Origin of the sequence: Mycobacterium farcinogenes (assembly GCF_019739075.1) — a bacterium.
Lineage (GTDB): Bacteria > Actinomycetota > Actinomycetes > Mycobacteriales > Mycobacteriaceae > Mycobacterium > Mycobacterium senegalense.
In genome coordinates, this window is the sequence record NZ_CP081673.1 from 1,212,003 (window position 1) to 1,218,452 (window position 6,450).

At 65.1% G+C, this 6,450-nt stretch carries 6 protein-coding genes; 5 read left to right on the forward strand and 1 reads right to left on the reverse strand.

Annotated elements, in window-relative coordinates; translation table 11 throughout:
- The first annotated feature begins 57 nt into the window (after window positions 1-57).
- The 4 genes from K6L26_RS05665 to K6L26_RS05680 all read left to right on the forward strand — a co-directional run bounded on the left by K6L26_RS05665 (window position 58) and on the right by K6L26_RS05680 (window position 5,002).
- A complete protein-coding gene (locus tag K6L26_RS05665) occupies window positions 58-843 on the forward strand; it encodes a 2-keto-4-pentenoate hydratase (protein ID WP_019346217.1) in 786 nt (261 codons plus the stop codon).
- Window positions 844-855: 12 nt separating this feature from the next.
- On the forward strand, window positions 856-1,788 hold the full coding sequence (locus K6L26_RS05670; RefSeq protein WP_019346216.1) for an acetaldehyde dehydrogenase (acetylating): 933 nt from the start codon (window positions 856-858) through the stop codon (window positions 1,786-1,788).
- Window positions 1,785-2,837: a 4-hydroxy-2-oxovalerate aldolase gene (gene dmpG / locus K6L26_RS05675; protein WP_221852853.1), complete on the forward strand. Its 1,053-nt coding sequence runs from the start codon at window positions 1,785-1,787 to the stop codon at window positions 2,835-2,837. Before K6L26_RS05670 ends, dmpG begins: the two co-directional genes overlap by 4 nt.
- Window positions 2,838-2,926: 89 nt before the next feature.
- On the forward strand, window positions 2,927-5,002 hold the full coding sequence (locus K6L26_RS05680) for a RecQ family ATP-dependent DNA helicase (protein ID WP_019346212.1): 2,076 nt from the start codon (window positions 2,927-2,929) through the stop codon (window positions 5,000-5,002).
- A 460-nt stretch (window positions 5,003-5,462) separates the two neighbouring features.
- Here the strand turns inward: K6L26_RS05680 and K6L26_RS05685 are convergent, their stop codons facing one another.
- The gene (locus K6L26_RS05685; RefSeq protein WP_221852854.1) at window positions 5,463-6,008 is read right to left on the reverse strand and encodes a DUF2505 domain-containing protein; all 546 of its coding nucleotides are present in this window, start codon (window positions 6,006-6,008) and stop codon (window positions 5,463-5,465) included.
- Between the two features lie 164 nt (window positions 6,009-6,172).
- On the opposite strand from K6L26_RS05685, the gene K6L26_RS05690 reads away from it, so the two are divergent.
- Window positions 6,173-6,388, forward strand: a complete 216-nt coding sequence (locus K6L26_RS05690) for an MbtH family protein (protein ID WP_019346209.1) — start codon at window positions 6,173-6,175, stop codon at window positions 6,386-6,388.
- Window positions 6,389-6,450 lie beyond the last annotated feature (62 nt).

Here is a 6,450-nt window from a genome sequence, read left to right on the forward strand (position 1 = left end):
AATTGCCGGGCCTGTGGACAACTGCGCCGGTCAAAGAAGCGAGGGGAATTCACCAAAATGCTTAGTGTCGAGGTGCGCGACGAGCTCGCGGCCGATCTCGCTCAGGCGGAGCGGAGTCGGGTTCCGATGACGCCGCTGACTGATCGGTACAGCGATATCGACGTGGTGGATGCCTACGAGATCCAGCTGATCAACATCAGGCAGCGGGTCGCCGAAGGGGCGCGCGTCATCGGCCACAAGGTTGGGCTGTCCAGCAAGGCCATGCAGGACATGATGGGTGTCGACGAGCCGGATTACGGCCATCTCCTCGACGAGATGGAGGTGTTCGAGAACGTCCCGGTCAAGTCCTCGAACTTTCTGTACCCGCGCGTCGAGGTCGAGGTCGGGTTCATCCTGGCCGACGATCTGCCCGGGGCCGGGTGCACCGAGGAGGACGTGCTCGCCGCGACGGCCGCGTTCGCGCCGGCCATCGAGTTGATCGACACCCGCATCACCAACTGGCAGATCAAGTTGTGCGACACCATCGCCGACAACGCCAGCAGCGCCGGCTGGGTGCTGGGGGAGGCGCGGGTCTCGCCCAAGGACATCGATATCTGCAACATCGACGCGGTCCTGACCAACCACGGCGAGGTCGTGGCGGAGGGACGCAGCGATGCGGTGCTGGGAAATCCGGTGACCGCAGTGGCCTGGTTGGCCCGCAAGGTGGAGAGCTTCGGGGTGCGGCTGAAGGCCGGTGACATCGTCTTGCCGGGCTCGTGCACGCGTGCGATAGATGCACCTGCAGGCAGCGATTTCGTCGCGGACTTCGCCGGGTTAGGTTCAGTACGACTGAGTTTCGAATAAGGGAGCCGAAACATGGCTGAGAAAGCGTCAGTTGCCATCGTCGGGTCGGGCAACATCAGCACCGACCTGCTGTACAAGTTGTTGCGCTCGGAATGGCTCGAGCCGCGCTGGATGATCGGCATCGATCCGGAATCCGAAGGTCTGGCCCGGGCCCGCAAGCTCGGCCTGGAAACCTCCCATGAGGGGGTGGACTGGCTGCTGGCCCAGAACGAGAAGCCGGATCTGGTGTTCGAGGCCACCAGTGCTTACGTGCACCGTGACGCCGCGCCGCGCTACGAAGAGGCCGGTATCCGGGCCATCGACCTGACCCCGGCCGCGGTCGGCCCCGGCGTCATCCCGCCGGCCAACCTGCGCGCGCACCTCGACGCCCCCAACGTCAACATGGTCACCTGCGGTGGCCAGGCCACCATCCCGATGGTTTACGCCGTGTCGCGCGTGGTCGACGTGCCCTACGCCGAGATCGTGGCGTCGGTGTCGTCGGCCTCGGCCGGTCCGGGTACTCGCGCCAACATCGACGAGTTCACCAAGACCACCAGCGCGGGTGTGCGCGACATCGGCGGCGCGCAAAAGGGCAAGGCGATCATCATCCTCAACCCGGCCGAGCCGCCGATGATCATGCGCGACACCATCTTCTGCGCGATCCCCGAGGACGCCGACCACGCCGCGATCACACAGTCGATCAAGGACGTGGTGGCCGAGGTACAGACCTACGTACCGGGCTACCGGCTGCTCAACGAACCGCAGTTCGACGAACCGTCGGTGGTCAACGGCGGAAACCACCTGGTCACCGTGTTCGTGGAAGTGGAGGGTGCCGGTGACTACCTGCCGCCCTACGCTGGAAATCTGGACATCATGACCGCCGCGGCGACCAAGGTCGGCGAGGAGATCGCCAGGGAAATGGCGGGTGCGCGTGCCCTGTCGTCATCGCAAGGAGCTCAGGCATGAGTGACATTTTCTTCAACCCCGTGTGGGACGTCCGGATGACCGACACGTCGCTGCGCGACGGGTCGCACCACAAGCGCCACCAGTTCACCAAGGACGAGGTCGGCGCGATCGTGGCCGCCCTGGACACCGCGGGTGTCCCGGTCATCGAGGTCACCCACGGTGACGGGCTGGGCGGGTCGAGCTTCAACTACGGGTTCTCCAAGACCCCGGAGCAGGAGCTGATCAAGCTGGCCGCCGAGACGGCCAAGGAAGCCAAGATCGCCTTCCTGATGCTGCCCGGGGTGGGCACCAAGGAAGACATCAAGGAAGCCCAGAACAACGGTGGCTCGATCTGCCGCATCGCCACCCACTGCACCGAGGCCGACGTGGCGATCCAGCACTTCGGGCTGGCCCGCGAGCTCGGCCTGGAGACCGTCGGGTTCCTGATGATGAGCCACACCATCTCTCCGGAGAAGCTGGCCGCCCAGGCCCGCATCATGGCCGATGCCGGCTGCCAGTGCGTCTACGTCGTGGACTCCGCGGGTGCCCTGGTGCTCGAAGGCGTGGCCGACCGGGTTTCGGCGCTGGTCGCCGAACTCGGTGACGACGCTCAGGTCGGTTTCCACGGCCACGAGAATCTCGGTCTGGGCGTGGCCAACAGTGTCGAGGCCGTGCGCGCCGGGGCAAAGCAGATCGACGGCTCGTGTCGTCGGTTCGGCGCGGGTGCGGGCAACGCCCCGGTCGAGGCGCTGGTCGGCGTCTTCGACAAGATCGGCGTCAAGACCGGCATCGACTTCTTCGACATCGCCGACGCGGCCGAAGAGGTCGTCGCCCCGGCGATGCCGGCCGAATGCTTGCTCGACCGCAACGCGCTGGTGATGGGTTATGCGGGAGTGTACTCCAGCTTCCTCAAGCACGCGGTGCGCCAGGGCGAACGCTACGGGGTGCCCGCCCACGAGCTGCTGCTGCGCGTCGGCCAGCGCAAGCTGATCGGCGGTCAGGAAGACCAACTCATCGACATCGCACTCGAGATCAAGCGCGAACAGGAAGCTGAGAAGGCGAAGGCCTGATCTTCAAGCACTGACGCACTGGGCCTTCCGGGATCGGGGGGCCCAGTGTGCTTTGTGGGAGTGTCTGCCGAGCCCGGCATGATGGGGCCATGGCAACCCGTGAGCAGGCTCAGTCGATCCTCGAACAACTGGCCGGGCCCGCCGCGGTACTGCGCGACGATCAGTGGGCCGCCATCGAGGCCCTCGTGGTCCAGCGCCGCCGCGCGTTGGTGGTGCAGCGCACCGGGTGGGGCAAGTCCGCGGTCTATTTCATCGCGGCCAAGCTGCTGCGGGCCTCCGGGCGTGGGCCCACCGTGATCGTCTCCCCGCTGCTGGCGCTGATGCGCAACCAGGTGGCCGCGGCCGAGCGCGCCGGCGTTCGGGCCGCCACGATCAACTCCGGCAATGTCACCGAATGGGACGCCATTCACCAGCAGGTCGCGGACGGCCAACTCGACGTGTTGCTGGTCAGTCCCGAGCGGCTCAACAACCCGGACTTCCGTGACAACGTCCTGCCGGCGCTGGCCGCCGACGCCGGTCTGGTGGTGGTCGACGAGGCGCACTGCGTATCGGACTGGGGCCATGACTTCCGGCCGGACTACCGGCGCATTCGCACCTTGATCGGTGAATTGGGTTCGCAGATACCGGTTCTCGCCACCACCGCGACCGCAAACGACCGCGTGGTCGGCGACGTGGCGGCACAACTGGGCGTCGGGGGGTCCGACACCCTGGTGTTGCGGGGCGGCCTTGACCGCGAGTCCCTGCGGCTGGCGGTGGTGCAGGTGGGCACCCCCGCACAACGTGCCGCCTGGATCGCGGCGCACCTGGATTCGTTGCCCGGCTCGGGCATCATCTACACGCTGACGGTGGCCCAGGCTCAGGACGTAGCGGCGCTGCTGGCCGAGCGAGGGCACAAGGTCGCCGCCTACACCGGGTCCACCGACGCGGGAGAACGTGAACAACTGGAAGCCGACCTGCTCGACAACCGGGTCAAGGCGTTGGTGGCGACATCGGCACTGGGGATGGGTTTCGACAAACCGGACCTGGGGTTCGTCGTGCACCTGGGGGCGCCGTCGTCTCCGATTGCCTACTACCAGCAGGTCGGACGCGCCGGGCGGGCGACTGACAGCGCCGAGGTGATCCTGTTGCCCGGCACCGAGGATCAGGACGTCTGGCGGTACTTCGCCTCGGTGGCGTTTCCGTCAGAATCTATGGTGCGCAACGTGATCGGCGCGCTGGAGACCGACCGTGCGCAGTCCACGCAGGCACTGGAACCATTGGTGGATCTCAACCGGTCCCGCCTGGAGATGGTGCTAAAGGTGCTCGACGTCGACGGTGCGGTCCGCCGGGTGAAGGGCGGCTGGGTCGGTACCGGTGCCCCCTGGAGCTACGACGAGGATCGCTACCGGGCTCTGGACGAGGCGCGGCGCCGGGAGCAGCAGGCGATGCTCGACTATCAGGCCACGGACGGCTGCCGCATGGCTTTCCTGCGCGGTCAGCTCGACGATCCCGACCTGACCCCGGGTGCGCAGTGCGGGCGGTGTGACAACTGCACCGGCCGGCGTTACGAGGCCACGGTGGCGCAGGACATCGTCACCGACACCGCACAACGGTTGTCCAGGCCCGGTGTCCTGGTGGCTCCACGCAAGCAGTGGCCGTCGGGCCTGGCGGCACTCGGCGTGCCGCTCTCGGGCCGGATCTCCGAGGGCGCGGCGCCCGGCCGCGCGATCGGCAGACTCACCGATCTGGGCTGGGGGGCGCGACTACGGCGTCTGTTGGCCGGGCCCGACGGTGACGTGCCCGACGACGTCGTGGCCGCCGCTGTCGAGGTACTCAAAGCCTGGGACTGGGATCGCCGGCCGGCGGCCGTGATTGGGCTGGACTCCCATACGCATCCGATGCTGATCTCGTCGACCGTGCAGCGCCTGGCTGAGATCGGGCGCCTGACGAACCTGGGCACCCTCGGCTACACCCCGCAGCACCGGCCTGTCACCGCCGCGAATTCGGCCTATCGGGTGGCTGCCCTGGAGGGTGCTTGGGAGCGGCCACAACTGGATTCGAAGGGGCCGGTCCTTTTGGTCGACGACATGACCGACACCGGCTGGACGCTGACCATGGCCACGCGCATGCTGCGTAACGCTGGCGTAACAGAGGTTCTGCCATTTGTGTTGGCGAGCGTCAGCTGAGCCTCGCCGGGATCGGTTCTCGGCATTTCAATCAAGATCTGCGCAATGACACGACGAATTTCGCAGGTGTCCGTTTGTTTCACTAGTCAATAATCGTCTTCTGGCAACTTTGGCGCAGCATGGGAAGTTCGCCGGTATTTGCGCATGCAAACTTTTGGGGGCGCGATCTTGAATGTGATTCGGCAATAAAAATCCGGGCTTTCATGGCTAACTCAATCCGCTTCGCCTCCGCAGGCGCCACACCGCCTGCAATCGTATGATTGGCGCTTCTCTGAATTTGCTAATTCGCTACGTCGACCCCTGGCTGCCGGTTCCTATCGGGCCATGTTGCGTCAGGGCGCCCAGGCGTCAGAACAGTTCGCTTCGCTGGATTGAACTACAGCGATGTCATGTCCGTCGCCCATTGGCGCCATGGCGAGCAGGGCCGGCTCGGGCATTGCGAAACGCTGCTTGATGCCGCTCACCCGCGCCGGTGCGCAGTGATCCAATCGGCCGTGAAGTGCTGTACTGCGGTGACGTTCTGGACCAGGATGCGACCCATCACGCTCTCGATCTGTCCGCCGACCAGTGGGACCTTGAACTCCACTCTAGCTGCGCATTTGAGGCGCGACCCCGTTGCGATCGGCGCTAACAGGGCTGCCCCGGCGGCGGATCCGGGGACTCCGTCCGACGCTATGCTGACGTCCCCGCTGACCTGGTCTGCGTCGATGGGATGCCAGGCCTCGCGTTGCACCACTCGCCAGTTCTGCGGAAAGAACTTGGCGAGTGGCGACGGCTCTCGACCACGCTGCACGTCTTTGACCATGACGGCGGTCACCGAGCCGTCGGGGTCGACCTCCAGGCTCTCGAGTGTGTCGATCCCGTTGAAGGTCGACAGCCGATCCATCCAGTAGTCCCGTTCGCCAAAAGCGGCAAGGATTTGCTCAACACAGACGGTCGAGTCGAGTGAGAAGTTGAAAGTCTTCGACACAGCAACAGAATATTCTTGGATCTCGAATTTCTGCACCCCTGTCAAGATATGTGGATATGCTGACGTCCTGCAACGAGTTAAGTCATAGCTGGAGTGGGCCACAGGAAACAACCATCGGATACACAAGGTGCGGAGCTGGAGGCCCCGCGTCTGGGTTGTTGAACGATTTCACTGGTCGACTCGACGATGGGGAGGACCACGTGAGCATCAACCCGTTCGACGATGACAATGGGCGGTTTCTCGTCTTGATCAACGATGAGGAGCAACACAGTCTGTGGCCGACATTCGCAGACGTTCCGGATGGCTGGAAGGTCATCTACGGCGAAGCCGATCGAGCGGCGTGTCTGGACTACATCGAACAGAACTGGCCGGATATCCGGCCGAAGAGCCTGCGCGACAGGTTGGCGCAGCGCTAGGGCTCTGACGCAGAAGAGAGTCGGGGGGCTCGCTAGAAATCTCGCGGTGGGAGAACAATCCG

Coding starts and splice junctions, on each gene's coding strand:
- K6L26_RS05680 (WP_019346212.1), top strand. CDS start 2,927: ATGGCAACCCGTGAGCAGGCTCAGTCGATCCTCGAACAACTGGCCGGG.
- K6L26_RS05670 (WP_019346216.1), top strand. CDS start 856: ATGGCTGAGAAAGCGTCAGTTGCCATCGTCGGGTCGGGCAACATCAGC.
- K6L26_RS05665 (WP_019346217.1), top strand. CDS start 58: ATGCTTAGTGTCGAGGTGCGCGACGAGCTCGCGGCCGATCTCGCTCAG.
- dmpG (WP_221852853.1), top strand. CDS start 1,785: ATGAGTGACATTTTCTTCAACCCCGTGTGGGACGTCCGGATGACCGAC.